Genomic DNA, 26,605 nt, shown 5'->3' on the forward strand with positions numbered 1-26,605 from the left:
CATGAAAACGGTATTGTAATCTGCTTAGATACAATATTCTCAGATACAATATCGTAGATAACTTATTCAAGGAGTTGGTATGCCGGAGCTACCAGAGGTGGAAACCAGTCGCAGGGGGATTGAACCTCACTTGGTTGGTAATGTGATCCAATATGTCGAGGTCAGAAATTCACGTTTGCGTTGGCCTGTTTCTGAGCAAATAATGACGCTTTCAGACCGACCAGTATTGAGCGTTCAACGGCGGGCAAAATACTTATTGCTTGAGTTGCCAGAAGGTTGGATTATTATTCATTTGGGAATGTCTGGCAGCTTGCGTGTCTTGTTGGATGAATTGCCTCCGGCAAAGCATGATCATGTCGATTTGATTATGGCCGATGGTAAAATTCTCCGGTATACCGATCCCCGACGTTTTGGTGCATGGTTATGGAGCGATAATCTCGAAGAATGCTCTGTACTGGCTCATTTAGGTCCTGAGCCTCTTTCTGACCAGTTTGATGGCGAGTATCTTTACACTGTTTCTCGTAACAAAAAAACTGCCATCAAACCTTGGTTGATGGATAACAAAGTTGTCGTTGGTGTTGGAAATATCTATGCCAACGAAGCGTTGTTCGTTGCACATATCTTGCCTGAACGCCCCGTGAATTCATTAACGCAGCAAGAAGCTCATCTATTGTCTAATATAATCAAACAGATTTTACGTCGTTCCATTGAGCAAGGTGGAACAACACTGAAGGATTTTCTGCAATCTGATGGTAAACCAGGATATTTTGCTCAGGAGTTGTTTGTCTACGGTAAGAAAGGTGAACTTTGTCCAGTATGTGGTGAGAAAATCGCGTGTGTAAAATTGGGGCAACGCAGTACATTTTTCTGTCGTCAGTGCCAGCATTAAACGTATTGGGGGCAGAGAATAGTTGCCCCGTATGAACGTATTATTTGCCCAATTTCTTTAGCATTTCCTGTGCAACTGGTTCTGACAGGAAAGATGAAACGTCACCACCATGGCGTGCAACATCCTTGATTAAAGATGATGAGACGAAAGACAGAGTTTGGGAAGGCAATAAAAAGACGCTTTCCAGCTCTGGCATAAAATGTCGATTCATATTGGCCAGTTGCCATTCATATTCAAAATCGGAAACAGAACGAACTCCACGGATTAAGATGTTAGCCTGTTGCTTTTTGGCAAAATTAACCATTAGTTCGCTAAACCCAACTACATCGACATTTTCCAAATGAGCCGTGACTTCTTTTGCCAACGCGACACGCTCTTCCAAACTAAACATGGGGTTTTTTCTATCACTATTAGCGATAGCCAATAAAACATGGTCAAACATGTTTGCAGAACGAGTAACAATATCAAGATGACCGTAAGTGATAGGGTCAAAAGTGCCGGGATAAATCGCTTTTCTTTTCATCGTTGTTCTTACCCTTTGTTTGAACCAGTTCCCAAAGTGCAGCGTATTTATTGAATGTATACTGGGCATTCACAATTGCCAACACCAAGCCTTGTTTGCCATCCAAAAAACCTGCCCTTAATAGCCAGGTTTTGAAAAATGCGCCCAGCGTATGGCTGATTATAGAAAAATAACGGGTTTTTTTGCCTTGCTCATAGCGATGCTTCGCCCAATCTCTTGCATAATTTAATTGTTTTTGCTGGAATTCCATCAGATTACGGCAGGTTAAGTGACGCAAATCTCCCTTTAGCGTCACAACAGATGCGCCTTGAGTATCAAGGGATTCGTGAACCTGATTGTTGTTGTATTGGTAACGTTCACGGCAATAAAGGCGAATAACGTTATCAGGATACCAGCCACTGTGTTGCATGAAGCGTCCCATAAACAGATTGAGGCGTGAGCAGCGATAGACTTTATTGTCATCAGGATTTAACAGGACTTGTTCAATGGATGCTTTTAGTTCTGGTGTTACGCGTTCATCGGCATCAATCATAAAGATGTAATCACCATTGGCATAGGATTGCGCAAGCTGCCGTTGCCGACCGAAGCCAGGCCATTGGGTATTTGAGTAGACTTTTGCGCCCATTTCGCTGGCTATTTGGCAAGTTGTATCGGTGCTGCCGGAATCCAAGACGATGATTTCATCCGCCCAATTTACAGAAAGCAGGCAATCTGCAATCACATCAGCGGCATTTTTGGTGATCATGACAACGGACAGACGTTTTTTCGCAATCATCAATGGCTCCTTGGAGGAAGGTAAGGTTCCAGTAATTTTAGCAAGCGCTGAAGAGCACCTTGGTTTTCATGCAGGACTTCTGCGGCGTGGTGGCCGTAATAGCGTCGGTAATCTTCGTCTGTCAGCAGGCTACTGATAGCTGAACTTAATGATTGGCTATCCGTAACAGTAATTAGTCCATCCGCTTTATGCAACTTGGCACAGATATCTTTAAAGTTGAATGTGTGTGGGCCCATGATAACTGGAATGGCATGGGCTGCCGCTTCCAGCGGGTTATGTCCTCCACGTTCTATCAGGCTCCCTCCGACAAAAGCCAGATCAGCGATACCATACAGGAGCATCAATTCGCCCATCGTATCGCCAATAACCACTTGCACATTAGCGTCAGGAATAGTGCCAGCACTGCGTAAGATCGCGTTTAACCCGGCTTTTTGGGTTAACTCAGCGGCTTTAGCAAAACGTTCAGGATGGCGGGGCACCAGAATTAACAGCAGATCAGGAAATTGTTTAAGCAGCTTGCAATGTGCATCCAGGATAATAGTCTCTTCTCCATCATGGGTACTGGTTGCTATCCATACAGGACGGTGCGGTGCCCATTGGCGGCGTAATGTGACGGCTTTTGCTGCGAGTTCTGGTGTAACAGAAATATCGAATTTAAGGCTACCCGTTACAGAGAGTTGGGAACGTCTTAATCCCAATTCGATAAAGCGTTCACCATCTTCCTGATTTTGTGCGGCGATCAACGTGATTTTATTTAAAATGGTCTTAATGAAGCTGCCAATTTTCTGATATCCCGCTGCTGATCGGGATGATAGCCTCGCGTTGGCGATAACCAGTGGGATTTCCCGTTGGTGCAACTGAGTAATCAGATTTGGCCATAATTCAGTTTCCATAATGATCACTAGCTTGGGATTTACGTGATCAAGAAAACGTCTCATTGAACCTGGCAGATCATAGGGAAGGTATACATGATTAACATCATTGCCCAGAGCAGACAGAACCCTTTCAGAACCTGTCGGTGTCATGGTTGTTATAGTAATGGGCAAAAAAGGGTAATGGTGCCGTAAGATCCGTACGAGCGGAATGGCAGCCAATGTTTCTCCAACAGAAACGGAATGCAGTAAGATCCCACCTGGAGTTACCTTTTGGGCACAGAAGCCATAGCGTTCTCCCCAGCGTTTGCGGTAAGCAGGTGATTTACGACTGCGCAGCAGCAGACGCAACCAGATAATTGGCTGGATAAGGTAGAGAAGTACCTGATATAAGCGAAGCAACATTCTATCAAATTCACTGACATGGACTGCGGTTATAGTACCACATTGGCTTGAAGAAAGTGTGTAAAATGCAGTTTCCCCTGAACCATAGTTTGGTGTTCTGTGCGCTATTTTTCTATTAATTCAATATATTGCTTTTGTATATTGTTTGCCTCAAATTTTTCATACAGTTCATCTGTAATTTGAGGGGACATATTGTAAGCAAGCTGTATTTTTTCTGCCAAAGAATCTGCGTCTAGTTTAGACAGATAGTTTTTCAATTGGCCCGTCATTATCTCCCTAACGCCACCAGGGCAATCTGTACTGACGATAGGAATATGGCAAATTAATGCTTCGATTAATACTGTCGGTAATCCTTCACTGTCTGAACTTATAACAACCGCTCTTGCTCCATTGATAATGGGATGTGGATTGGAGTGGAAGCCAGCCAAAATGACTTTATCATTTAACCCGTACTTATCAATTTTTACTTTAAGGTGTTCTTCTATTTCTTTGGATCCTTGGCCTACAATAATTAGTTTGCATGGGAGATTTGCTTTTGCAAAGGCATCTATTAATCGGTCTTGACGTTTTACTTGATGTAAGCGCCCGACATGCAAAATGTAATTCAAACCATGATAAGGATTGATTTCTGATGCCTGCGCTTTTATTTTCTCAAAATCAAAGGGATTATAGATGGTTTTTATCTGGTTGGGCTTTATCCCAATATTGCTTAGTAGATCGTTGCTAACAGCTTCGGAAACGCAGATAACTTTTTTATTTTTATAAACTTTCTTTATCTTTTCTTTTTTTATCCAATAAGAAAAGCCACTTTTATTGCTTAAGTATGATTGAGAAAAAATGCCATGAATACAATGCCATACGTTGCAGCTTTTCAGCGCTTTGGATTTAACTACGATACGGTCGGTTTTATGTAGATTAGATATGACAAGTGCAGGTCTACCTTTTTGTTGGAAAAGCTTAAATAAAACTTTATCCATTGCTTGAGCCCTGCGGTTTATCTCATTGAGTTTTCTTAGTAGCCCTCTATAGTCATCTGGGCTGGTGATATAATGAATATCTTCTGGGATGGTGTAATCCAATTGAGCATTGAGTGAAAGTAAGGAAATTTGGTAGTTTGATTTACTCAAACCAGCCGCAAGACGAAGGGTAACATTTTCAGCTCCTCCTCCTGGTAATCCATCGATAATAAAAAGGATATGTTCTTTCACTATATTAAAACTCTTTGATAAAGACCAATTAATTGCTTGGATAAATTTTCAGGTGTTGCAGAGATTATTTGGTTTCTGGCGGCAACAGACATATCGGTTCCGAATATGTTATCAGGAATGCCATAAACAGAATCCCTTAGTTTTTCAATATCTAATGCATCACAGATAAAACCATTCTTCCCTTCGATGATGAATTCAGCTCCCCCACATGTTGTGCTAGTAATAACGGGTAAACCGCATGCCATAGCTTCGAGGATAACATTAGGAAATGGATCATATAGTGTTGGAAGTAGTAAAGCGTCAGATAATTGATAAAAGGGCAATGTATTTTTTTGTAATCCCATAAAACGGATGCGATGAGTACACCCTAACGTATTTGCAAGCGCCTGATACTTTTTTTGCTCTTTGTCTTTGCCAATAACTAATAGATAGCTATCTGTTTTTGCGACGGCTTGGATTGCCGCAGATAATCCTTTCCGCTCAAAACCAGAACCAACATAAACTAAGCATTTTGCTGTCGCGGGAATTTGATATTGTTGCCTAAGTTGTAGGCGGGTTTGCTCATCAGCAGGAAAAAACTTTGTGTTATCAATCGAATTATATATAACAGCGATTTTATCTTCGGCTACACCAAATTCTTCGATAATTTCCCTTTTTACCATTTCAGCATTACAAATCACTTTTTTTAAGGCTGGATCTGCATACATTTCTGCCTCAGCACTCATAACATAGCTGTGATACCGGTCATTTAATAACCAGCGTGCTTTCCATGTTGGCAAGATACGGGTTCGTTGATGTAACCAGCGCTTATGAACGCCATCTCCGGCTCGATAAATATCACAGCCAGCAATGCGTTCATGGCTTTGAACCAAATCAAATTGTATTTTTTGCCATAATTTCCGTGCTGATTTGGCAAAACCTCTTTCGCGGCTAATTCTTCCATATTTAATGGGATCACATAGGTGGATATGCCAATTTGGACTACTTGTACCTTGCCAAGAACGTGTAATGACATTCAGTTCAAGTTGCTGGTGCTCTAGTGCTTCCAGGGCTCTTGAAATAAAACGTTCAGCACCTCCATCTGGACGATACTTTTGACGGACAATGGCTAAACGTAATGGTTTCATGAAATATATTTCCTTGCTGCTGAAATGATGGCATCTGTGGGTATCAGATCTAAATAGCGTTCGTTTGTACAAGTTTTTATATCATCTGGGTGTGGAATATTGCCATAATCGCCAGCCCAAATCACCTCACCAACAGATTGCCAGGGTTTCCAAAATGTCAGTTTGGATGGACCGAACAATGCAATGCAGGGCGTTTTCAGGGCAGCGGCCATATGCATTGGTACTGAGTCTACGCCAATGAATAATTTAGCATGATCAATCAAAGCGGCAAGTTTGGGTAATGTTAATTTTCCCGCCAGAGAAAGGATGTTCTTTTTATCATCAGGGCAGTGTGACAAGATGGTGGTTACCATTTCCAATTCCTTTTGGTCTGGTCCAGAAGTAATGATAATACTATGTCCATCTTTTTGTAGCGCAGTAATCACTTGCGCCATTTTTTTTTCATCCCAACACTTAAAAAACCATCGAGATGTAGGTTGAACAACGACATATCTTTCTGAAAATCCATACTTAGAAAGTGTTTGCTTTATCCATTTTAAATCGTCTTCACTGTAACTCATTGTTACTTTTGTGATAATTGAATTAAGTTGCAATGGCTTTAGGATAGAAAGATTTTGTTCTACTGTATGTAATAAATCATGGTTATCTGTTGGTATAATTTCAGTATGACAAAAACGCCATTTCCAATTTTGTCGTTTAGGAAAGTTAAGGGCCAATCGAATCGGTGCACCAGTAAAACGGGAAATAAATGCGCTTCTCCACTGGTCGGCAAGGTTGATTACTAAATCGTAATGCTGCTGTCTCAATGTCTTAAGTAGGCTCCACTCATATAATAATTTCTTCCTCGTGCCTAGTTGTTTCCACGCGCGGTCTATAGAAAAAATACGGAAAATCTCTGCCGAATTTTCTAGCATCGGTAAGGTTTCTTGATAAAGGAGAACATCAATTTTTGCATCTAGATAGTGGCGAGTTAGTGAGCTGATCACCGGAGTTACCAGTAACATATCTCCATGATGTTGCAATTTAATCACCAGAATGCGTTTGATTTTATTCTTTTTTGGGATCATTTGTTGAGTTCTTTTAGCTTATCAAGGTCATATGGTGATCTTAGTGTAAAAATTATAGTGTGGCATCTTTAAGTACACCAACCAAGAATAGTACTGGATAGAGTGTATGTTCAATCAGATAGAATAGGATCAGACAGATAATTAGTATTATCTAATTGCGCTCTTTGTTTGCTATGCGTACCATTAGGACAATTATCATTGTCACATTTTTGGTGCATATCAATGTCATTACCCGCTTTTATTATCACGATCGACACCGAAGGTGATGATCTATGGCAAAATAGTGGCCAAATCTCAACAAAAAACACGCGTTATTTGCCAAGATTTCAGAATCTCTGTGAGCGTTTTGGCTTCAAGCCCGTTTGGTTAACTAACTATGAAATGGCAATGGATGATAATTACATAGAATTTGCCAAGGATGTGATAGCCAGAAATACGGGTGAAATCGGTATGCATTTACATGCCTGGAATAGCCCGCCTATTGTTCCCCTCACTGACGATGATATGCACTATAAGCCATATCTGATTGAGTATCCTAAAGATCAAATTAAAGAAAAAGTTGATTTAATGACCAATCTTTTGGAAGATAAGCTCCAAACTAAGATGTTGAGCCATCGTGCTGGTCGTTGGGCATTTAATGAATATTACGCACAATTATTAGTGGAGTATGGATATCAAGTGGATTGCTCTGTTACACCAAAAGTAAATTGGAGCTTTACCAAGGGTGATCCTAACGGAAACGGTGGAACAGATTATAGTCGTTTTCCTGAGCATGCTTATTTTATGGATTTGCAGGATATTTCCAAGGAAGGTGATTCTTCGTTATTGCAAGTACCGATGAGTATTCAATATAAGCATCCTGTTGTTATGAACTTTATTAAGCAGAAATATGATCGATTAAGAGGAAAACAGCGTTCTCCATCGGTTAATTGGCTAAGACCAAAAGGTAAGAATTTGGCGCAGATGAAAACTGTTGTCCAGAAAACGTTGGCATCTGGCAATGATTATGTTGAGTTTATGCTGCATTCCTCTGAATTTATGCAGGGAGGGAGTCCAACTTTCCAGAATGAAGAACAAATTGAGCAGCTTTATCAGGATCTGGAAGGGTTGTTTGCGTTTTTGCAGCCTTTGGTACAGGGGATGACATTGGCTGAGTATTATAGATTGAAATGTAAACAATAAATCAATTCTGTATTCCTCTATTGGGGAGGGGCTGCTAGCTGTTCAGAATATAAGTATTCTCTGTAGAGTGATGTATTGATTATGTGAATGCAAGAAAGATATTTTTGCGGATTCAGGATATTATCTTGAATTAATGAGTATTTGTATACTAAGTAAATATTAATAATACAACTGGACCTTTTGATTGGAATTTTGGCAAGGATTTTATAAGGTGATCTACTATTGTGAGTTATTTTTTTATTAAGAATAGTTAATTGGGAAATGCTTAGTGAAGGAAAATAAGAAATTTGCGATATTGAGAGCTTGGAATCGTAAACGAAATTATTTAATGAAAGATATAAGATATTATCCCATATTACTTATTGCCAAATTAATCTGGGATAAAAGGGAAAAAATATTTTTGATATCGATACCATAAAAACAATGTTGCTATTACGCAATGAAGGAAAAATAATTGTTACTATCTTGATAAGAGAATTTAATAATATTATTTGAATATAATTGTTATTGATTTTAGTTATGATTTATATTACCCACATGAAATAGATATTGAAAATAGAAAATTTATTGATAATTTAAAGGTTAATTTTAGAAAAATTATTATCATAAATCCATTTGCAGAAAATATAGACCGTTGTTTATCTATTTATCAATTAAAAAGAATAACGAAAAAGTTAAATTATATTTATAAAAATATCAAGGTGGTTTTTTTAGATCATGAAAACATCATTGATATGTCTGAGTTTTATGGGGTGTGTAGATACCAGTCTGAGTTATTATATAAATAGGTTAACTTTATTGATATATTGTTTACTAGTATATTGTCACGTTATTTTTAATGAGTTATTTAACAAATTTTGAATTTTTTAGTGGAGATACTTTCTATGGAAACTGCAAAAGCGCTTTTTTCAGGATGGAAAGAATGCAATTTTGAACAGTATAAAGAAGCGCATGCTCTTTTTGGTGGATGTACATTAGCACATCCCGATATTATAGCTTTTTTGGATAAACATCTTGATGAGCAGTTTTGCTTTTATATCAAGAAAACAGGATCTGGAATTAAGGGGGCTTATTTTTCCTTGAAAAACAATAAATTAATTGAAAAAATGCAAGCCAGATATCCAGTTTCATATGATGAAATCATTTTCCCTATTTCAGCGGATGCAAAGCTATTTTTACCTGTAAAATCAAAGAGATTATCTCCAATCCACAAAAATAATTTTATTAATGCCAGCTTCAATTCTCTATTGAGTAAACGAAAAATTTGCCTAATCAAAGACAGTTTTTCTTACAAAACCCGCCGTAATCGCAGTAACGAGATCAACAAATTTAAGCGTGCGGGGGGAGAAATCCTTCCTTCAAGTGAATTCAATACAGAAGAGTTGGTGGATATTTATATCGATCTATACCAAAAGCGTTGGAATTATAGTCATTCTGAAGAGCAAAAAAAGCATCTCCTTGAGATGTACATTGAGCTTCGTGAGCATATATTTGGTAATGTGCTGTTGATTAACGGCAAACCCTGTGCTTATGATTTTGTCCTGCAGGCGGACAGCCCTAAATGGATTTCTTTTGATGCCATTAATGGTGGTTATGATTCTGAATATGCTCATCTTAGCATTGGCAGCATCTTGATGTGGGTAAATATTCAGGAAGCAAAAGCGCTGTGCCAGCAGGAAGACAAAACCATGCGTTACTCATTAGGTAATCCTACTTTTGAATACAAAAATCGTTGGTGTGAAACATTGCCACTAGGCAAAGTGCTTTTTTAGCTTTCCCTGCAAGAGCAGCATAACTTCCTTTGAAGTAATACCTTGCATCGTATTATCCGCTGATTTTAAAGGATGCTGCTCTTTACCATATCCACCAATCAAACCAGGATCAGTCGGCCCAAATAGCGTAATATTGGGTCGATCAAGTGCCGCTGTAAGATGGCTTAATCCCGTGTCAACTGAAATTACGGCTTGAGCCCCTGCGAGAACGTGTGCAACTTCAGCCAGAGTCAGTTTTGGCAGAACATCAACATGGGAAAACCCTTCTGCTAGCCTGAGTGCCCGTTGATATTCATGCTCGGCTCCCCAGGGCAATTTGATGCGCATACCCGTTGCCTGGATATCTGCGATAAGCTGCCGCCAATGATTTTCAGGCCAATGTTTTTCATCACGTGTAGTTGCATGGAGGAAAACGAGATAGTGATGTTGGCTACTGGTTTGTTGGTTCAAAAAATGGCGGGCGATGGCGTAATCACCTTGTTCTGACGGTTTTTTATAGCTCAAACTATCAGCAAATAAAGCTCGAGTGCGTTCAACCGCATGCTGTTGTTTGCTGACAGCATGGCAGTGATCGTAGAAAAAACTAGCGATGGGTTCACGGATACTTTTTCTATCGTAACCATGCTTTGGGCCATGTGCTAATCGGGTTACCAAGAAAGCACTTTTTAACAGGCCTTGTGCATCAATGACAGCATCATATTGGTGTTGCTGCAGTTGTTGCCGGAACAGCGCTCGTTCTTCACGAATATCTTTTCTGAACCAATTCTTGCGCCAACGTCGAATAGCTACGGGAATCACATTTCCGACAGCATTGTGCCAGGTTGGAATTTGGGCAAACCCTTCTTCCACTACCCAATCAAATTGAATGTCAGGAAGCTGCTGTTTTGCATCAGTTAATGCTGGCAGAGTATGTAATACATCCCCCATCGAAGACGTTTTTACCAGTAAAACACGCATTAATTTTGGCTCTCCGCCTGTAGCAGTTTTTCTAATGAAGATAGAACCATTTCAGGTTGAATATCGATCAAACTTTGGTGATAGCCGCCGTCGCTGTCGCCTTTTCTGATTTTGTGATAGCCCGTAATCAGTCGGATCACTTCGGCCTTATTCGATAGTGGCGGGGTAAAATCTGGGCTACTTGGCCCGTATAATGCCACCAGAGGACGGTTTAAGGCCGCCGCGACATGCATCAAACCTGAGTCATTTGTGACGATAGCATCACAAGCTGCGATGACATTCACTGCTTGTTCAAGCGAGGTTTTTCCTGCCAGATTGAGACAATTTTCGCGGGCATCATCGCTTAAAAGTGTGCGAATATCTTCACCTGCTTGATGATCTTTGTCAGAACCAAACAGTAAAACTTGATAGCCTTTTTGGGTAATTAACTGTTCAGCTAGGGTTGCATAGTGATAGTGTGGCCAGCGTTTGGCTGGACCGAATTCGGCACCTGGACAGAAGCCAATAATAGGTCGGTGATCAGCAATATTGAAGGCTGAGGTTGATTCTGCAATATCTTCGTCATTGACACTTAATTGCGGCCATAATAAAGGTTGTGGAAGATCATCAGCGCTACGCATGTTTTTCCCTTCATACGCGAGAGCAATGTAGCGTTGGACCATAAGTGGAAAAGCATTTTTATTCAGGACTCGGATATCATTTAACAGTCCGTAACGCATCTCACCGCGCCAGCCTGTACGTAACGGGATATTGGCGAAGAAAGGTACTAGCGCAGATTTGAATGAGTTGGGCAATACATAAGCACGATCGTATCTATTTTCACGCAATGCCAGCCCAAGACGTCGGCGCTCACCCAAGGCAAGGGCACCATGGCCAAGCGGCATGGCCAATGCCTGATGCACTTCTGGCATTTTTGCCAGCAATGGACGACACCATGCTGGTGCCATAACATCAATTTCTGCATCGGGGTACAAATCTTTCAAAGTCCGGTAGAGGCTTTGTGACATCATCATGTCACCCACCCATGATGGGCCGATCACCAATATCTTCATAGAAATCGATTAATTATCCTGATTGAGCCATTGCATATATTCAGCGACACCTTCGGCGACAGTCTTGAACGGTTGTTTATAGCCAGCAGCACGAAGTTTTGTCAGCTCTGCTTGAGTAAAACTCTGATAACGGCCTTTTAATTTTTCCGGAAAGTCGATGTATTCCACAGTTGGAGATTTTTCTTTATGGAATTCAATCACAGCATCTGCAACAGCCTGGAAAGATTCAGCGCGACCTGTCCCACAATTAAAAATGCCGGAAACACCATTTTTCCAGAACCACAGATTGACGGCGGCAACATCTCCGACATAGATAAAATCGCGGCGGAAATTCTCACTGCCAGCAAATAATTTCGGATTCTGTTCTTGGTGAATCTGATTATTTAAATGATAGGCGACACTCGCCATACTGCCTTTGTGCCCTTCGCGCGGCCCGTACACATTGAAATAACGGAAGCCACAAATTTGGGAATCTGCATGAGGCAAAACATCACGAATATATTGGTCAAACAAGAATTTAGAGTAGCCATAAACATTGAGTGGTTTCTCATATTGGCGCTCTTCAATGAAATTATCACTGCGACCACCATAAGTAGCAGCAGAGGAGGCGTACAGGAAGGGGATTTGACGATCGAGGCAATAATGCAGCACATCTTTGGAGTACTGATAATTATTGTCCATCATATACTTACCATCCCATTCTGTTGTGGATGAACAAGCACCTTCATGGAAAATGGCATCAATATCATCTAAATCATCACCCGCAACGATGCTGGCGATGAAATCTTCTTTATCCATATAATCGGTGATATCCAAATCAACCAAATTGACGAACTTTTTGCCGTCTTTCAGGTTATCAACGACCAGAATATCCTTATAGCCTTCGTCATTCAGTGCCTTGACAATATTGCTGCCAATAAACCCTGCGCCACCAGTGACAATAATCATTTGGCTCACCTCTAAATAGTCAGTTCACTTTATACCCAGTTTTACTACTGTAACTCGACGTCTATTGGGTATGTCTTTGCTGCGTATGATAGCACTTAACCCCACTGACAGCAGCAGCTTAAATAGGGGAACATCCTGAAATATTACTGTATGCCGGACTCCGAGGCGTGATCAGCTTTACCCAAAACCGCCGCAAAGCCCGAAGGGCTTTAAAGATCATTCCGGCGTTTCCTGTTGCTCAAGGTATTGTTTGATTATTGAAAGTGGTGCTCCGCCAGCTTGCTGCAAAATAATTCGGACTCACAGAGCACCTTTGTAGTAATAGCGATCAGCAATATCTGGACGATCATGGCGGAGTAATCGACAAAATCAGCACACACGCTGGCAAAGTAGTTTCGAAGTTTTTCTATCGCATCCTGATCAAATATTTTTCGCCGGTATTTTGTGACAAATACTAAGTGTATATGTATCAGGAAAACACAGTACCTTCTCCGACGAATATCGGTTTCTTTTCTCATAGACCAAAATATAATAGAAAGTATGAAACGACAACAAGCCTTTAAATTCCGGTTAAGACCAAATGGTCAACAGGAACGTGATATGCGGCGTTTCGCGGGAGCTTGTCGTTTTGTATTCAACCGTGCGTTGGCACGCCAGAATGAGAATCATGAGGCGGGAAATAAGTACATCTCCTATACAAAGATGACTTCATGGCTCATTGAGTGGAAAGGGGATACCGAAACACAATGGCTAAAAGAATCCCCCTCCCAGCCACTTCAGCAGTCGCTTAAAGATCTGGAACGAGCCTACAAAAACTTTTTCCATAAACGGGCATCATTCCCACGTTTTAAAAAACGCGGTCAGAATGACGCGTTCCGCTATCCTCAGGGGGTAAAACTGGATCAGGAAAACCACCGTATTTTCCTGCCAAAGTTGGGTTGGCTCCGCTATCGAAACAGCCGCCAGGTGGTCGGAGAGGTAAAAAATGTCACGGTCAGCCAGTCATGCGGTAAATGGTATATCAGCATTCAAACGGAATATGAGACCGCCGAACCCCATCGTGAATCTGTCTCAATGGTAGGTTTGGATGTAGGTGTGGCAAAACTCGCGACACTTTCAGACGGTACGATATATCTGCCAGTCAACAGCTTCAAAACCAGTCAGAATAAGCTGTCAAAACTCCAACGGCAGTTAAGTCGCAAAGTGAAATTCAGCGCTAACTGGCAGAAGCAGAAACGAAAAATCCAGCGCCTGCACTCGCACATTGCCAATATCCGACGCGACTACCTTCACAAAGTCACCACGACTATCAGCAAAAACCACGCAATGATCGTCATTGAAGATTTGAAGGTCGCCAACATGTCAAAGTCAGCGAAAGGAACGGCAGAGCAACAGGGCCGCCATGTTCGGCAAAAATCCGGCCTAAACTGCTCGATACGGGATCAGGGCTGGTATGAAATGCGCCGCCAGCTTGAGTACAAGCAGCGATGGTACGGTGGTCAGGTGCTGGCAGTGCCTCCGGCGTATACCAGTCAGAAATGCGCCTGTTGTGGTCACACAGCGAAAGAAAACCGCCTGTCACAAAGTCAATTCAAGTGTCAGGAATGCGGATATAGCGCGAACGCGGATATCAACGGTGCTCGCAATATCTTAGCGGCAGGACATGCCGTACTTGCCTGTGGAGGAACGATGCAGTCAGGTCGTCCGTTGAAGCAGGAACCCACCGAAATGATTCAGGCTCCGGTCTGAACTTAGTAGGGATCCTCGCCGTTTACGGCGGGGAGGATGTCAAAAAGTTGATATTATCTTTTTCGTTGTGTCGTTACAGGCAGGATCTATCAGTAACATACATCATGCCTTTCACTTAGTTAGGGATTCAGGAGAAAAAAATGTCAGCGTCGTTTTACCATAAAATTAATGAGCAGTTGGAACAAACCCGCTCCGAAGGGTTATTCAAAAGTGAGCGTATAATCACTTCTGCCCAGGATGCCAATATTGCTGTTGCTGAAGGTAATCAAGTAATTAATTTTTGTGCTAATAACTACTTAGGCTTGGCCAATCACCCTGATCTGATCGCTGCTGCAAAAACAGGTATGGATAGCCATGGTTTTGGTATGGCATCCGTTCGTTTTATCTGCGGTACGCAAGATTCCCATAAGGAATTAGAAAATAAGATTGCTGAATTTTTGGGTATGGAAGACGCTATTCTGTACTCCTCGTGTTTTGATGCAAACGGCGGTTTGTTCGAAACCCTGTTTGGGTCAGAAGATGCCATTATCTCTGATGCCTTGAACCATGCCTCCATCATTGATGGTATCCGCTTATGCAAAGCAAAACGTTACCGTTATGCCAATAATGACATGCAAGAATTAAGAGCCCAGTTGGAAAAGGCAAAAGCAGAAGGTGCGCAGAATGTCCTGATCGCAACTGACGGGGTATTTTCAATGGATGGTGTCATTGCTGACCTGAAATCCATCTGTGATTTGGCTGATGAATTCGGTGCTCTGGTCATGGTGGATGATTCACATGCAGTGGGTTTTGTTGGCAAGCATGGTCGTGGTACGCATGAATATTGTGATGTTATGGGACGTGTTGACATCATCACCGGTACGCTTGGTAAGGCGCTTGGTGGTGCATCTGGTGGTTATACTGCCGCACGTAAAGAAGTTGTTGAATGGTTGCGCCAGCGTTCACGCCCATATCTGTTCTCCAACTCACTGGCTCCAGCCATTGTCGCTGCATCAATCAAGGTGCTGGACATGCTGAAAAATGGCGATGATCTGCGTGAGCGTCTCTGGAAAAATGCGAACTTGTTCCGTGAAAAAATGACGGCGGCAGGTTTCACTCTGGCGGGGGCAGACCATGCAATCATCCCTGTTATGTTGGGGGATGCGAAACTGGCGCAGGAATTTGCCGCAGAACTACTGAAAGAAGGCATTTATGTAATTGGGTTCTTCTATCCGGTTGTTCCTAAAGGTCAAGCGCGTATTCGAACCCAGATCTCAGCCGCTCATACTGAAGAACAAATTGAACGTGTGGTGGCTGCATTTATACGTATTGGCAAGCAATTGAATGTCATTGCTTAAGGTATAATTATGAAAGCATTGTCCAAATTAAAGCCACAAGGAGGTATCTGGATGACAGATGTGCCCATGCCAGAACTTGGGCACAATGATGTGATGATTAAAATCCGTAAAACTGCCATTTGTGGTACGGACGTTCACATCTATAACTGGGATGATTGGTCGCAAAAAACTATTCCTGTCCCGATGGTAATAGGGCACGAATATGTAGGTGAAGTTGTTGCAATTGGTCAGGAAGTAAAAGGGTTCAAGATTGGTGATCGTGTATCCGGTGAAGGCCATATTACCTGTGGTTATTGTCGTAACTGCCGTGGTGGACGTACGCATTTATGCCGCAATACTACGGGAGTTGGTGTGAACCGTGAAGGTGCCTTTGCTGAATATCTGGTTATTCCCGCATTTAATGCTTTTAAGATCCCAGACAATATACCCGATGAGCTGGCTGCGATTTTTGATCCATTTGGCAATGCGGTACACACTGCACTGTCTTTTGATCTGGTAGGGGAAGATGTACTGGTATCAGGTGCTGGCCCTATCGGGATTATGGCAGCAGCGGTATGTAAGCATGTTGGTGCTCGTCATGTCGTGATTACGGATGTCAATGAATACCGCCTTGAGTTAGCTCGCAAAATGGGGGTTACCTGCGCCGTGAATGTCAGCAAAGAAAACCTGACTGATGTTATGGCAGAGCTGGGAATGACAGAAGGTTTTGATGTTGGTTTGGAGATGTCGGGGGCTCCGCAAGCGTTCGGTGCTTTGCTTAATACTATGAATCACGGTGGACGTATTGCGCTGTTGGGGATACCGCCTTCGGACATGGCGATAGATTGGAACCAGGTCATCTTTAAGGGATTATTTATCAAGGGTATCTACGGACGTGAGATGTTCGAAACTTGGTACAAGATGGCGGCTTTGATCCAATCTGGCCTGGATTTGTCCCCAATTATCACTCACCAATTCTCAGTTGATGATTACCAGAAAGGCTTTGATGTCATGCGTTCAGGGCAATCTGGCAAAGTTATCTTAAATTGGGATTAAAAATTAATGCAGGCGTCTTTGGCTTTTAAGACGCCTGTTTGATCGACCTTTGGTGGCTTTCCTGTTTTACTTGTCGCTTTGTTTTCCGTTGCTTGTTTTACTTCTGGCTTGCCTGAATCATTTGGTATTTTCTGTATTGGATGGTTACCCAAGAGTTTTTGCATATATAGACTTAAGGCATTAAAGATAACACTGTTAGATAATGCCTGTTTTACCATCTTGAGATATTCCAATTGAGTGGCTGGTACAGGTTTTGGCTCATGGGGTTTTATGCAATTACGTACAGTTTGATGATCGTTTTTGGTTCTCGGTAGACCTAACAACATGCTGGGTGTTACCAGCTCAATATCATCAGGTAATGTTGTAATTGCTTGCTGTAATGCGCGTATGGTCGTGGGATGTGGGTGCCCAATTGCAACGGCAGAACCTCGTTTACGGGCAAGGGCTATCGCACTGTTAAGTTGATACCGTATTTCGGCTTCGGTTTGAATATTATCCAAAAACACATTTCGACGGATCACAGGAACAGCGGTTCCCATTGCCGCTTTGGTAACTTGTGTATTACCTATTGTCACACTATCCAGAAAATAGAGATGGCGATGGGATAACACTTGCATTACCTTTTCCATGCCACTGAGATTAGATGTCATCGCACTTCCCATATGATTATTCATCCCAACAGCATGGGGAACTTTGTGTATCGCATCTTGAATAATACGGGTAATTTCGTCTCTGCTCATGGCAGGATGGAGTGTATTTTTTTCCAGCGGTTGTTTGCTTAATGGTGCCATTGGCAAGTGGATTAAAATCTCACGCCCTTGCTGATGGGCTTTTTCCGCCATTTTCCTGCCATACGGGGAGTTAGGTAGGATTGCGATAGAAACCGTAACAGGCATTTGTAAAATCTTATTTTCTTCATTGACACGATAGCCAACATCATCAATGACGATGGCTAAACGTGCAGCTTGTACATTCAAAGTAAACAGCAATGATGTGAAGAATAGCAGTATCCAAGATAAAAGAGTAAAGACATTAACCCGCTTTATTAATAGATACCGCATCTTCACCATTATTCCGATCCTATTTCCCTAACCACGGTAATGGGTTAACAGCCTGTCCCTGACGGCGGATTTCGAAATACAGTGAAGGCTGTTGTTGCCCACCACTGCTGCCAACCAAAGCTATTGGCTGACCTGCCCGCACCTGTTGCCCAACACTGACCAATGTGCTCTGGTTGTAACCGTAAATGCTCATATCGCCTTTACCGTGTTCGATCACGACAACCAGACCATAGCCTTGCAGCCAATCTGCCAACAATACACGTCCATCTGAGATAGCCCTGACTTCTGTTCCTTCCGCTGCTGAGATAACACTCCCTTTCCAGCGAAGTTCACCTTGTATCGTTTCACCAAAACTATGGATGATACGACCGCGTACTGGCCAGATGGCTTGCCCAGCAGGGCGCCCAAGGCCGCCAGTTCGTGCCATGAGAGCACGTTCTTCTTCTGTGGGTTTATAACTGGAACCTTTTTGTTGCGCTTGTTTCTGTTTAGCGGCAACTTGGGCGCGAACACGGGCCGCTTCACGAGCTTCACGTTCAGCACGCGCTTTGGCTTCCCGCTCAGCTTTGGCAATTTTGTCTCTCAGTCTGGTTTCATTCTGCCTAAGCTCTGCCAGGCTCCGTTGATCTTTTTTCAATGAAGATTCCAGTACCGTTAATGTTTTTTGCCGCGCAGTGCGGGTAGTTTCCATCTTTTGTTTTTGCTGTTTTTGGCTGGCTAGTATTGCTTTCTGTTCACTTTGTTTTTCTAGTTGCAGTTTTTTTTGCTGGTTGAGTTCTTCAGTTGTTTTTTGCAGTTTGGCGATGGTCTCCTGACGTGCCTGATTCAAGTAACTGTAATATGCGAGAATACGTTCTTTGCGCTGATTCTCCTGCCTATTGAGTAATAATTCTAACCCTTGGTGATTTCCTTGCCGGAATGCAGCGTCCAATTGGTAGGCAAGTAATTGACGTTGCTCCTTTTGTTGCGTTTGCAGTCGTTTGATATTTGCATTTAGTGATGAAACGTCGTTTTCTAGTTTATTCAGACGAGTCTGTGTTGTGTGCAGCGAACGTCCCACTTTTGAGATAGTACTTTCTTGTTCTTTTAATTGGTTAAGCAGGTCTGTACGTTGTTCTTGTTGCTGTTTTACACTTTTCTCTTTTTCGGCAATATTTTGCTGAATATCTTTGAGCTGATTTTTATTCTCTGAAATTGGATTGGCGAAAGTACTTGTACTGAAGCTGAGAGAGGTGAATAACAAGGCACAGAGCTGTAACACTCTGATTTTATTTTGCTGTTTGTATTGCCTCTGCCGATTCTTGCGGTTCTTCAGATCCTTATTTTCAGCCATCTTTTTGAGTACCCTGCTGTTACATAGCGCCTAATTATTTCATGAGGAATTGCCCCTGACCAGAGAACAGACTGTTTTTTATCATTAATATAAGTTTTAGTTAATTTAGTCCATTTATTGTCGAAGATCCTGCCTTGAAACAGTGTTACATGAAATATTTTATTGGTGCATTACAATCAAGTGGTTCTCGATGTATTTTTTAATTTTTCTCGAAACTCTCCGCAAAATCTGCATTGGATTGATGCTAATTGGCTGTAATTGATGCAACACACAGGTATACTCTTCTACCTTAGATATTTGTTATTAACTAACGGGAGTTGTTGCCCTCCATGCTGCAAGAAATCATGCAATTTATTAGCCGAAACACGATCCTGAGCCTTGTCTGGATTGCATTGCTGGTGGCTGTCATTGTCATGACGGTAAAAAGCGTGTTCTCCAAAAGTAAAGAGATCACCCGTGCTCAGGCCATCCATTTCATCAACAAGGAAGAAGCTGTCGTCGTGGATTTACGCTCCCGTGACGATTTCCGCAGAGGGCATATTATTGGTTCCGTTAACCTGACGCCATCTGAAATTAAAGACAATAATTTAGGTGAGTTGGAGAAACATAAAAAACAGCCTGTGATCGTAGTTTCAGCGAATGGGCTGGAATCCAGAACACCAGCGGAAAATCTGGTTCGTTTGGGCTTTGAGCAAGTCTATTCCCTGAAAGAGGGAGTTGCTGGTTGGGCGGGTGAAAATCTGCCATTGGCTCGTGGCAAGAAATAACGAACTTAGGTGCAAGTGGTATGCTTGCATTCTTGAAAAGTTTAATAAGGACATCAGAAAAAGGTAAACATTATTATGTCAGAACAAAACAACACAGAAATGGCTTTCCAGATCCAGCGTATTTATACGAAAGATATTTCTTTCGAAGCACCAAAAGCCCCGCAGATTTTCCAGCAGGAGTGGCAGCCGGAAGTTAAATTGGATTTGGACACTGCTTCCAGTGAATTGGTTCAGGGAGTTTATGAAGTTGTTTTGCGTGTTACCGTTACGGCGATATTGGAAGAAGAAACAGCGTTTTTGTGTGAAGTTCAGCAAGCAGGTATTTTCTCTATTGACGGTATTGAAGGAGCCCAGTTGGCACATTGCTTAGGGGCATATTGCCCGAACATTCTGTTCCCATATGCCCGTGAGTGCATCACCAGCTTGGTAAGCCGTGGTACTTTCCCACAACTGAACTTAGCTCCTGTTAACTTCGATGCCCTGTTCATGAATTATCTGCAACAGCAGGCTGAATCTCAGCCTAATGAGGCTGCACAGGAAGCCTAATGAATACTGCTTCTATGACAGTGATCGGTGCCGGTTCATACGGCACCGCTTTAGCCATTACTTTGGCTCGTAATGGGCACAAAGTTGTACTTTGGGGACATAACCCGGGGCACGTCAATGTGTTGCAACAAGCGCGTTGTAATCAGGCATTTTTACCAGATGTTGCTTTTCCCGATAGCTTATTGCTTGAGTCCGATCTGAAAAGCGCTGTTTCAGCCAGTTGTAATATCTTGGTAGTGGTTCCCAGCCATGTTTTCGGTGATGTCTTACAGCAGATAAAACCACATTTACAACAGGATAGCTGCATTGTTTGGGCTACCAAGGGGCTTGAAGCGGAAACAGGACGCTTATTACAAGATGTAGCCCGTGAGATATTAGGTGATGAAATCCCCTTGGCTGTAGTTTCTGGCCCGACATTCGCCAAAGAGCTAGCAGCCGGTTTACCAACAGCAATTGCTGTTTCTGCCACAACACCTGAGTTTAGTGAAGAACTTCAACAGCTTTTCCATTGCGGTAAAAGCTTTCGAGTCTACAAAAATCCGGATTTCATTGGGGTACAGCTCGGCGGGGCAATAAAAAATGTTATTGCAATTGGTGCAGGGATCTCTGATGGTATGGGATTTGGAGCTAATGCCCGCACGGCATTGATCACCCGAGGATTAGCTGAGATGAGCCGCCTTGGAGTGGCATTAGGAGCTGATCCTTCTACATTTATGGGAATGGCTGGATTGGGTGACTTAGTCCTGACCTGCACTGATAACCAATCCCGTAACCGTCGTTTTGGTATGATGCTGGGAAAAGGTATTGGTGTTGATGAAGCGCAGCGTGAGATCGGGCAAGTTGTTGAAGGATACCGCAATACTAAAGAAGTCCGTGCCTTGGCAGAACGAGTGGGCGTTGAAATGCCTATCACAGAGCAGATCTACCAGATACTGTATTGCAATAAAAATGTGATTGAGGCTGCCCAAACATTATTGGGAAGGGCTACAAGGGAAGAGGGAGAAAGCTCTCGCTCTTAAGTAAAATGAGAATGCTGATATGTCGCGATCAGAACTTAACGAAGTCTGGAAAAATATAAAAAATGAAGCGAAGGTTCTGGCAGATTGTGAACCAATGTTAGCCAGTTTTTTTCATGCGACATTACTCAAACATGAAAATCTTGGTAGTGCCCTGAGCTATATGCTGGCAAATAAGTTAGCATCACCAATTATGCCTCCCATCGAAGTCAGAGAAGTCGTTGAAAATGCGTACCGCAGTGATCCCAAGATGATTGAATCGGCAGCACGTGATATCAAAGCTGTTCGATTGCGTGATCCGGCAGTAGATAAATATTCGACCCCATTGCTCTACCTTAAGGGCTTCCATGCACTACAGGCTTACCGCATTGCACACTGGCTGTGGAAACAAGATCGCAAGGCATTGGCAATCTATTTGCAAAACCAAATCTCAGTTTCTTTTGGTGTCGATATCCATCCTGCCGCAAAGATTGGTTGTGGCATCATGTTAGACCATGCAACTGGCATTGTGATTGGTGAAACAGCGATTGTTGAAAATGATGTTTCCATTCTGCAATCCGTAACGCTTGGGGGGACGGGCAAGACGGTAGGGGATCGTCATCCGAAAGTTCGTGAAGGGGTGATGATTGGTGCGGGAGCAAAAATCCTCGGTAATATCGAGATTGGCCGCGGTGCAAAAATTGGGGCAGGGTCGGTTGTATTAAGATCGGTTCCACCTCATACCACAGTGGCAGGCGTTCCGGCGAGGATTGTTGGTAAACCGGAAAGTGAGAAACCATCGCTGGATATGAACCAGCATTTTAATGGTATCAATAATGGATTTGAGAATGGGGATGGAATTTGAAATTCTGTTCTTTTCTTATGAGCATTAATAGATAGGACATTCAGCGCGTATTAAACGCTGAATGTCCTATTAATCTTAATCCCGCAATAACGCACCTGGATAACCTAGTTGCCGCCATGCTTCAAACACAACCACTGCGACAGAATTGGACAGATTCATGCTACGGCTATCTGGCAGCATAGGAATTCTGATTTTCTGTTCAGGTGGCATGTTATCTAATACATAAGACGGCAAACCACGAGTTTCTGGGCCAAACATTAAGTAATCACCATCACGATAACTCACATTACTGTGCGCTGGAGTACCTTTTGTAGTTAAGGCAAACAGTCGGGCTCCAGAAGGAGCCTGTGAATTGACAGAACTGAGCCCTTCACTTTCCAGGAATGCGTTGTAATCGTGATGTTGTTTGATATTAGTAAACTCGTGGTAATCCAATCCTGCACGACGCAGTCGTTTGTCGTCCCATGTGAAACCCAAAGGTTGAATGAGATGAAGTTGACAGCCTGTGTTAGCACACAGGCGGATGATATTGCCTGTATTAGGTGGGATTTCTGGTTCGAATAGGACGATGTTTAGCATAGCATTCTAGTGTTTATTCGAAGTAGTTCAAAGGTAATATTGTTTATACCATTGAATAAATTGTTCCACTCCGTCCGATATATTAGTAGAAGGTTTATAGCCAGTTGCTTTAAATAGATCTTCAGTATCGGCCCACGTTGAATAAACATCGCCAGGTTGCATTGGAAGCATATTTTTAATTGCTTTAATACCTAAACTATTTTCTAGAGCAGTAATGTAATCCATTAAATTTACCGGGGAACCATTACCAATATTATATATCTTATAAGGTGCTGAGCTATTTGCTGGATTGCCAATTTTAGGTGTCCAAGAATTATCAGCGATAGGGACAATATCAGAAACTCTGAGAATACCTTCTACAATATCATCTACATATGTGAAATCACGGCTTAGCTGACCATTATTATAAACATCTATGGATTCATGGTTTAATATTGCTTTTGTAAATTTGAATAGAGCCATGTCTGGTCTTCCCCATGGACCATAAACAGTAAAAAATCTCAGTCCAGTCGTCGGAATACCATATAGGTGAGAATAACTGTGAGCCATTAACTCATTAGCTTTCTTTGTAGCGGCATACAGCGAAACTGGATGGTCCACGGAGTCAGAGGTGGAGAATGGAAGTTGATCATTTAATCCGTATACAGAACTTGATGATGCGTACACTAAATGATCAACATTATTATGGCGACAACCTTCAAGGATAGTTATGAATCCAGATAGATTACTTTCAGAATAAGAGTAGGGATTAATTAAAGAATATCGTACACCAGCTTGAGCAGCAAGATGAATAACACGATCAAATTTATTATTTAAAAATAATTCTTCAATTGGTTTTCTATCAGAAACATTCATGAATATGAACTTGAAATTATTAAGATTAGATAAAACTTCTAACCTTGATTTTTTCAAAGATACATCATAATAATCATTGATATTATCAATTCCAATAACATGATTACCATTTTTTATTAGTTTTTTTATTAAATGGAAACCAATGAATCCTGCTGCACCTGTAACTAAATATTTCATAATAATCCAGATATTATAGTTTGAATAAATTAATCATTTCCAAAAAGATCACGTGAATATACTTTTGATTCTACGTCTTTTAAGTCTACAGACATGCGATTTGAAATAATAACGTCAGATATAGTTTTGAATTCATTTAAATCACGAATTAGTCTGGAATTGAAAAAGTTGTTTTCTTCCATTTCTGGCTCAAAAATTACCACTTCAATACCTTTAGCTTTTATTCTCTTCATTATTCCTTGAATTGAAGAAGCTCTGAAGTTATCTGAACCTGATTTCATAATAAGGCGATAAACACCAACTACTTTAGGATTTTTACTGATAATTGAGTCAGCAATAAAATCTTTACGAGTTCTATTAGCTTCTACGATCGCACTAATAATATTATTTGGTACTTCCTGATAATTAGCCAACAATTGTTTCGTATCTTTTGGTAGGCAATAGCCACCATAACCAAAAGATGGATTATTATAATGATCACCAATACGTGGATCTAAGCATACACCTTCAATGATTTGGCGTGAGTCTAATCCTTTAGCTTCAGCATAGCTATCAAGCTCATTAAAATAAGCTACACGCATAGCAAGATAAGTATTGGCGAAGAGTTTTATCGCTTCTGCTTCAGTAGAATCGGTAAAAAGAATAGGAATGTTTTTCTTGATCGCACCTTCGGTAAGAAGATTAGCAAATATTTTAGCTTTCTCTGAACGTTCTCCAATAACAATTCTCGATGGGTATAAGTTATCATAAAGAGCCCGCCCTTCACGTAAGAATTCAGGAGAGAAAATAATATTGTTCGTTTGATATTTTTCTCTCATCTGCTTGGTAAAACCAACTGGAACAGTTGATTTTATAATCATTGTTGCTGAAGGATTGTATCTTAATACATCTTTAATAACAGATTCTACTGATTTTGTGTTGAAATAGTTCGTTTTTGGATCATAATCTGTTGGGGTAGCAATGATGACGAAATCTGCACAACTATAGACGATTGTTTTATCTGAAGTTGCTTTTAAATTCAAATTTTTTTCCTTTAAGTAACTTTCTATATCTCTATCTGCTATAGGAGATATTTTTTCATTGATAAAATTCACCTTATTTTCGTTTACATCGAATAAAGTTACTTTATTATATTGTGATAATAGTATCCCGTTTGCTAAACCGACGTACCCAATACCAGAAATTGTAATATTCATGTTATTCCTTATTTATAATTCTATAGTATATATCTTACTTACATGACTATATTGTATTATTATAGTTATGAATTTACCTCTTGGTTTTTAATAGATATATAATTTCTTTAAACTATTTTTCCCTGTTTTTATCCATATGTTAAAAATAGTTTGGTGGAGTTTAATAGAATATAATAAAACTATACTTTAGTGGTTGGTGTTATTTTTCTGACAAAATATATCTAATGCTAGTTAAATATTTTTTTATTACTATCTTTTCATCGAATTCATTTTCCGCTTTCTCTCTACTTCTTTTCCCAAATAGGATTTTTTCTTCATGAGGTATACGAATAAATTTTTCTATAGCAGTAACTAGACTTGATGTAGATCTTGGTTTACATAAAAAGCCATTATAACCATTAATAACAGTTTCTTTGCATCCTATATTATCGGTTGTTATTATCGGTTTACCCATTGCAATTGCTTCAAGTAGGGATTTTGGAATACCTTCTTTATAGTATGATGGTAAAACAATACAATCAGTTAAAGCTATTTCTTTTTCTACATTATCAGATGTTCCGAGATATTCAACAAAACCTTTTTTAACCCATTCATCTATTTCTGAACTTTTTACTGCTAATGGGTTTTTTGAATCAATAAAACCAAGTAATGAAAAACTAACATTATCATAACGTCCTTTTATTATCTTTGCAGCTTCTACGAAATGTTTTATTCCTTTAGGATATAGCATTCTTGCTACTAGAAGAAATTTCAATTCTTTGGTTTTTTTTTCTGTCGAGTAATTTACAGAGAACCTACTTAAATCTACACCAGATCCTGGAATTATATCAATTTTTTCACTAGAAATTATTTTTTCATTTAAAAAAAGATTTAAGTCATCCTTATTTTGGAAAAAAATGAGATCAGATCTACCTTGGCTATATTTGTACAGTAATTTTAGTATTCTTGAAAGTAAATTTTTTTTGATAAATGCAGTACCCAGCCCTGATATATTATTAATTACTTTAATATTGAAAAATTTGGCTATTATAGTGTTATATATATTATTTTTAGAAGTAAAGTTTAATACTAAGGAAACTTTCTCTTTTCTATAAAAATTGATTAATTCCTTTATTGTCCTAAATTCGTTTATGGGGTTTATTCCACATTGGTCTAGATATACATTATGGAATAAGGCACCTAGTTCAATAAGTTTGTCCGTATAATTATCATAGGGAGCTAATACTATCACTTTATAACCTTCTTTTATAAGAGCTAAAATAGTATTTTTCCTGAAATTATATAAATACCAACTTGTGTTGGCAGAAATTACAATAGTATGCATATTAAATAT

At 40.8% G+C, this 26,605-nt stretch carries 25 protein-coding genes and 1 pseudogene; 10 read left to right on the forward strand and 16 right to left on the reverse strand.

The features are described from left to right. The first annotated feature begins 79 nt into the window (after positions 1-79). Positions 80-889, forward strand: a complete 810-nt coding sequence (mutM, locus tag Xentx_RS04300) for a bifunctional DNA-formamidopyrimidine glycosylase/DNA-(apurinic or apyrimidinic site) lyase (protein ID WP_074019042.1) — start codon at positions 80-82, stop codon at positions 887-889. Between the two features lie 40 nt (positions 890-929). Here mutM and coaD read toward each other — a convergent pair whose 3' ends face one another. From coaD to rfaQ, 6 genes are all read right to left on the reverse strand, one after another. Continuing rightward, positions 930-1,412, reverse strand: a complete 483-nt coding sequence (gene coaD / locus Xentx_RS04305) for a pantetheine-phosphate adenylyltransferase (RefSeq protein ID WP_074019043.1) — start codon at positions 1,410-1,412, stop codon at positions 930-932. Then, on the reverse strand, positions 1,378-2,187 hold the full coding sequence (locus Xentx_RS04310; RefSeq protein ID WP_074019044.1) for a glycosyltransferase family 2 protein: 810 nt from the start codon (positions 2,185-2,187) through the stop codon (positions 1,378-1,380). Before Xentx_RS04310 ends, coaD begins: the two co-directional genes overlap by 35 nt. Beyond that, entirely contained in the window at positions 2,187-3,464 is a 1,278-nt protein-coding gene (gene waaA / locus Xentx_RS04315) for a lipid IV(A) 3-deoxy-D-manno-octulosonic acid transferase (protein WP_074019045.1), read from the reverse strand. Before waaA ends, Xentx_RS04310 begins: the two co-directional genes overlap by 1 nt. A gap of 104 nt (positions 3,465-3,568) precedes the next feature. Then, positions 3,569-4,672 (reverse strand): glycosyltransferase, encoded by a 1,104-nt coding sequence (locus Xentx_RS04320; protein WP_074019046.1) that lies wholly within the window; start codon positions 4,670-4,672, stop codon positions 3,569-3,571. Then, positions 4,672-5,799, reverse strand: a complete 1,128-nt coding sequence (locus Xentx_RS04325) for a glycosyltransferase family 4 protein (RefSeq protein WP_074019047.1) — start codon at positions 5,797-5,799, stop codon at positions 4,672-4,674. Before Xentx_RS04325 ends, Xentx_RS04320 begins: the two co-directional genes overlap by 1 nt. Beyond that, positions 5,796-6,866: a putative lipopolysaccharide heptosyltransferase III gene (gene rfaQ / locus Xentx_RS04330; protein WP_074019048.1), complete on the reverse strand. Its 1,071-nt coding sequence runs from the start codon at positions 6,864-6,866 to the stop codon at positions 5,796-5,798. Before rfaQ ends, Xentx_RS04325 begins: the two co-directional genes overlap by 4 nt. Before the next feature lie 222 nt (positions 6,867-7,088). Here rfaQ and Xentx_RS04335 point away from each other — a divergent pair, with 222 nt between their 5' ends. Both Xentx_RS04335 and Xentx_RS04345 read left to right on the forward strand, forming a co-directional pair. Then, complete coding sequence (locus Xentx_RS04335; RefSeq protein WP_074019049.1) at positions 7,089-8,048, forward strand: polysaccharide deacetylase family protein; 960 nt, start codon at positions 7,089-7,091, stop codon at positions 8,046-8,048. Positions 8,049-8,932: 884 nt separating this feature from the next. Continuing rightward, entirely contained in the window at positions 8,933-9,820 is an 888-nt protein-coding gene (locus Xentx_RS04345) for a GNAT family N-acetyltransferase (protein WP_074019051.1), read from the forward strand. Here the strand turns inward: Xentx_RS04345 and rfaC are convergent. The 4 genes and pseudogenes from rfaC to Xentx_RS04365 all read right to left on the reverse strand — a co-directional run bounded on the left by rfaC (position 9,800) and on the right by Xentx_RS04365 (position 13,295). After that, positions 9,800-10,777, reverse strand: a complete 978-nt coding sequence (rfaC, locus tag Xentx_RS04350; RefSeq protein ID WP_074019052.1) for a lipopolysaccharide heptosyltransferase RfaC — start codon at positions 10,775-10,777, stop codon at positions 9,800-9,802. The genes Xentx_RS04345 and rfaC overlap by 21 nt on opposite strands. Then, complete coding sequence (gene rfaF, locus Xentx_RS04355; RefSeq protein ID WP_074019053.1) at positions 10,777-11,829, reverse strand: ADP-heptose--LPS heptosyltransferase RfaF; 1,053 nt, start codon at positions 11,827-11,829, stop codon at positions 10,777-10,779. The genes rfaC and rfaF overlap by 1 nt, the downstream gene beginning before the upstream one ends. Before the next feature lie 9 nt (positions 11,830-11,838). Next, entirely contained in the window at positions 11,839-12,777 is a 939-nt protein-coding gene (gene rfaD / locus Xentx_RS04360; protein ID WP_074019054.1) for an ADP-glyceromanno-heptose 6-epimerase, read from the reverse strand. 216 nt (positions 12,778-12,993) lie between these two features. Further along, positions 12,994-13,295, reverse strand: a pseudogene (locus Xentx_RS04365) (transposase). A 22-nt stretch (positions 13,296-13,317) separates the two neighbouring features. Between Xentx_RS04365 and Xentx_RS04370 the strand changes: the two are divergent. The 3 genes from Xentx_RS04370 to tdh all read left to right on the forward strand — a co-directional run bounded on the left by Xentx_RS04370 (position 13,318) and on the right by tdh (position 16,898). Then, positions 13,318-14,526, forward strand: coding sequence for an RNA-guided endonuclease InsQ/TnpB family protein (locus Xentx_RS04370; protein ID WP_074019055.1), 1,209 nt, complete (start codon positions 13,318-13,320; stop codon positions 14,524-14,526). Positions 14,527-14,666: 140 nt separating this feature from the next. Continuing rightward, positions 14,667-15,863 (forward strand): glycine C-acetyltransferase, encoded by a 1,197-nt coding sequence (gene kbl, locus Xentx_RS04375; protein WP_074019056.1) that lies wholly within the window; start codon positions 14,667-14,669, stop codon positions 15,861-15,863. A 9-nt stretch (positions 15,864-15,872) separates the two neighbouring features. Then, positions 15,873-16,898, forward strand: coding sequence for an L-threonine 3-dehydrogenase (gene tdh / locus Xentx_RS04380; protein ID WP_074019057.1), 1,026 nt, complete (start codon positions 15,873-15,875; stop codon positions 16,896-16,898). On the opposite strand, the gene Xentx_RS04385 is transcribed toward tdh, so the two are convergent. Continuing rightward, on the reverse strand, positions 16,895-17,968 hold the full coding sequence (locus Xentx_RS04385) for a divergent polysaccharide deacetylase family protein (RefSeq protein WP_083600871.1): 1,074 nt from the start codon (positions 17,966-17,968) through the stop codon (positions 16,895-16,897). The genes tdh and Xentx_RS04385 overlap by 4 nt on opposite strands. A gap of 10 nt (positions 17,969-17,978) precedes the next feature. Beyond that, the gene (envC, locus tag Xentx_RS04390; protein ID WP_074019058.1) at positions 17,979-19,292 is read right to left on the reverse strand and encodes a murein hydrolase activator EnvC; all 1,314 of its coding nucleotides are present in this window, start codon (positions 19,290-19,292) and stop codon (positions 17,979-17,981) included. 329 nt (positions 19,293-19,621) lie between these two features. Here envC and Xentx_RS04395 point away from each other — a divergent pair, with 329 nt between their 5' ends. From Xentx_RS04395 to cysE, 4 genes are all read left to right on the forward strand, one after another. Next, entirely contained in the window at positions 19,622-20,059 is a 438-nt protein-coding gene (locus tag Xentx_RS04395; protein ID WP_074019059.1) for a rhodanese-like domain-containing protein, read from the forward strand. Between the two features lie 75 nt (positions 20,060-20,134). Continuing rightward, entirely contained in the window at positions 20,135-20,605 is a 471-nt protein-coding gene (secB, locus tag Xentx_RS04400; RefSeq protein ID WP_074019060.1) for a protein-export chaperone SecB, read from the forward strand. Then, positions 20,605-21,624, forward strand: a complete 1,020-nt coding sequence (gene gpsA, locus Xentx_RS04405; RefSeq protein ID WP_074019061.1) for an NAD(P)H-dependent glycerol-3-phosphate dehydrogenase — start codon at positions 20,605-20,607, stop codon at positions 21,622-21,624. Before secB ends, gpsA begins: the two co-directional genes overlap by 1 nt. A gap of 19 nt (positions 21,625-21,643) precedes the next feature. Further along, the gene (cysE, locus tag Xentx_RS04410; RefSeq protein WP_074019062.1) at positions 21,644-22,465 is read left to right on the forward strand and encodes a serine O-acetyltransferase; all 822 of its coding nucleotides are present in this window, start codon (positions 21,644-21,646) and stop codon (positions 22,463-22,465) included. A 75-nt stretch (positions 22,466-22,540) separates the two neighbouring features. Here the strand turns inward: cysE and trmL are convergent, their stop codons facing one another. From trmL to Xentx_RS04430, 4 genes are all read right to left on the reverse strand, one after another. Then, positions 22,541-23,044, reverse strand: coding sequence for a tRNA (uridine(34)/cytosine(34)/5-carboxymethylaminomethyluridine(34)-2'-O)-methyltransferase TrmL (gene trmL / locus Xentx_RS04415; protein ID WP_074019063.1), 504 nt, complete (start codon positions 23,042-23,044; stop codon positions 22,541-22,543). 27 nt (positions 23,045-23,071) lie between these two features. Beyond that, positions 23,072-24,076, reverse strand: coding sequence for an NAD-dependent epimerase (locus Xentx_RS04420; RefSeq protein WP_074019064.1), 1,005 nt, complete (start codon positions 24,074-24,076; stop codon positions 23,072-23,074). 29 nt (positions 24,077-24,105) lie between these two features. Continuing rightward, positions 24,106-25,272 carry a nucleotide sugar dehydrogenase gene (locus Xentx_RS04425; RefSeq protein ID WP_074019065.1) on the reverse strand — a complete coding sequence of 389 codons (1,167 nt, stop codon included), beginning with the start codon at positions 25,270-25,272 and terminating at the stop codon, positions 24,106-24,108. Positions 25,273-25,471: 199 nt separating this feature from the next. Then, on the reverse strand, positions 25,472-26,596 hold the full coding sequence (locus Xentx_RS04430) for a glycosyltransferase family 4 protein (protein ID WP_074019066.1): 1,125 nt from the start codon (positions 26,594-26,596) through the stop codon (positions 25,472-25,474). Positions 26,597-26,605 lie beyond the last annotated feature (9 nt).

Origin of the sequence: Xenorhabdus thuongxuanensis (assembly GCF_001908095.1) — a bacterium.
GTDB lineage: Bacteria > Pseudomonadota > Gammaproteobacteria > Enterobacterales > Enterobacteriaceae > Xenorhabdus > Xenorhabdus thuongxuanensis.